Below are 721 nucleotides of genomic sequence, written 5' to 3'. Positions count from 1 at the left end.
GTCTGACGTTATCAGCAGAAAGACCAGCTTCTCGAGATACAATCGGTGGAGCGGTTAGGCGTCCAATCATAATGCAAGGCTTGAGCAAGCTCTTGCGACATCAACCAAAGGTCGATCCGATTACATCTTCTCTTCACTATTTCATACAGAACAGGCAAATTGCTCAAAGCAATCTGCAAACTTGTTTCTTTCTTTTGTTGATTGACCAAAATCCGTCCTACTCGACACCAAAAAAGTGATGGTGGAGCTTATCGGGATCGAACCGATGACCCCCTGCTTGCAAAGCAGGTGCTCTCCCAGCTGAGCTAAAGCCCCTTATCACATATCTGGTGGGCCTGGGAGGACTTGAACCTCCGACCCCACGCTTATCAAGCGTGTGCTCTAACCAACTGAGCTACAAGCCCCTATACTTTCGCTACCCCATCAAGAGGGCGCCAATACAGGACGCTAGTCCGTCGTCGCATATGCGACGCGCTCGCGCAGGGCCAGCAGCATCAGCTGCGATCCGGCCCGTGAGCGGGTCATGTCAATCAACAATGAAGAAAGAGAAACGAAGGCGGCACGCCTGCAAAGCGATTGTCAGGCTGACTGGCCTGCAATCTATGTTCTAAAAAGCACGAGAAAGTTCATCTGCAATAAATTGCAGCGTCTTACTATTCTACAGCTTCCTTAGAAAGGAGGTGATCCAGCCGCAGGTTCCCCTACGGCTACCTTGTTACGA

Annotated in this window: 1 protein-coding gene and 2 tRNA genes; 1 reads left to right on the top strand and 2 read right to left on the bottom strand. The window is 50.5% G+C overall.

Annotated elements, in window-relative coordinates; genetic code table 11:
* The coding region (locus WH356_RS23990; RefSeq protein WP_339515408.1) for a hypothetical protein at positions 1 to 239 on the top strand (239 nt) is incomplete at its 5' end.
* Here WH356_RS23990 and WH356_RS23985 read toward each other — a convergent pair.
* Both WH356_RS23985 and WH356_RS23980 read right to left on the bottom strand, forming a co-directional pair.
* Positions 240 to 315, bottom strand: a tRNA-Ala gene (locus tag WH356_RS23985).
* A gap of 12 nt (positions 316 to 327) precedes the next feature.
* Positions 328 to 404 (bottom strand) — tRNA-Ile (locus WH356_RS23980).
* Between the last annotated feature and the right edge of the window lie 317 nt (positions 405 to 721).

It is taken from the genome of Ochrobactrum sp. MYb379, from assembly GCF_037479515.1.
Taxonomy (GTDB): Bacteria; Pseudomonadota; Alphaproteobacteria; order Rhizobiales; family Rhizobiaceae; genus Brucella.
This window is presented reverse-complemented; position numbering and strand designations above follow the sequence as displayed.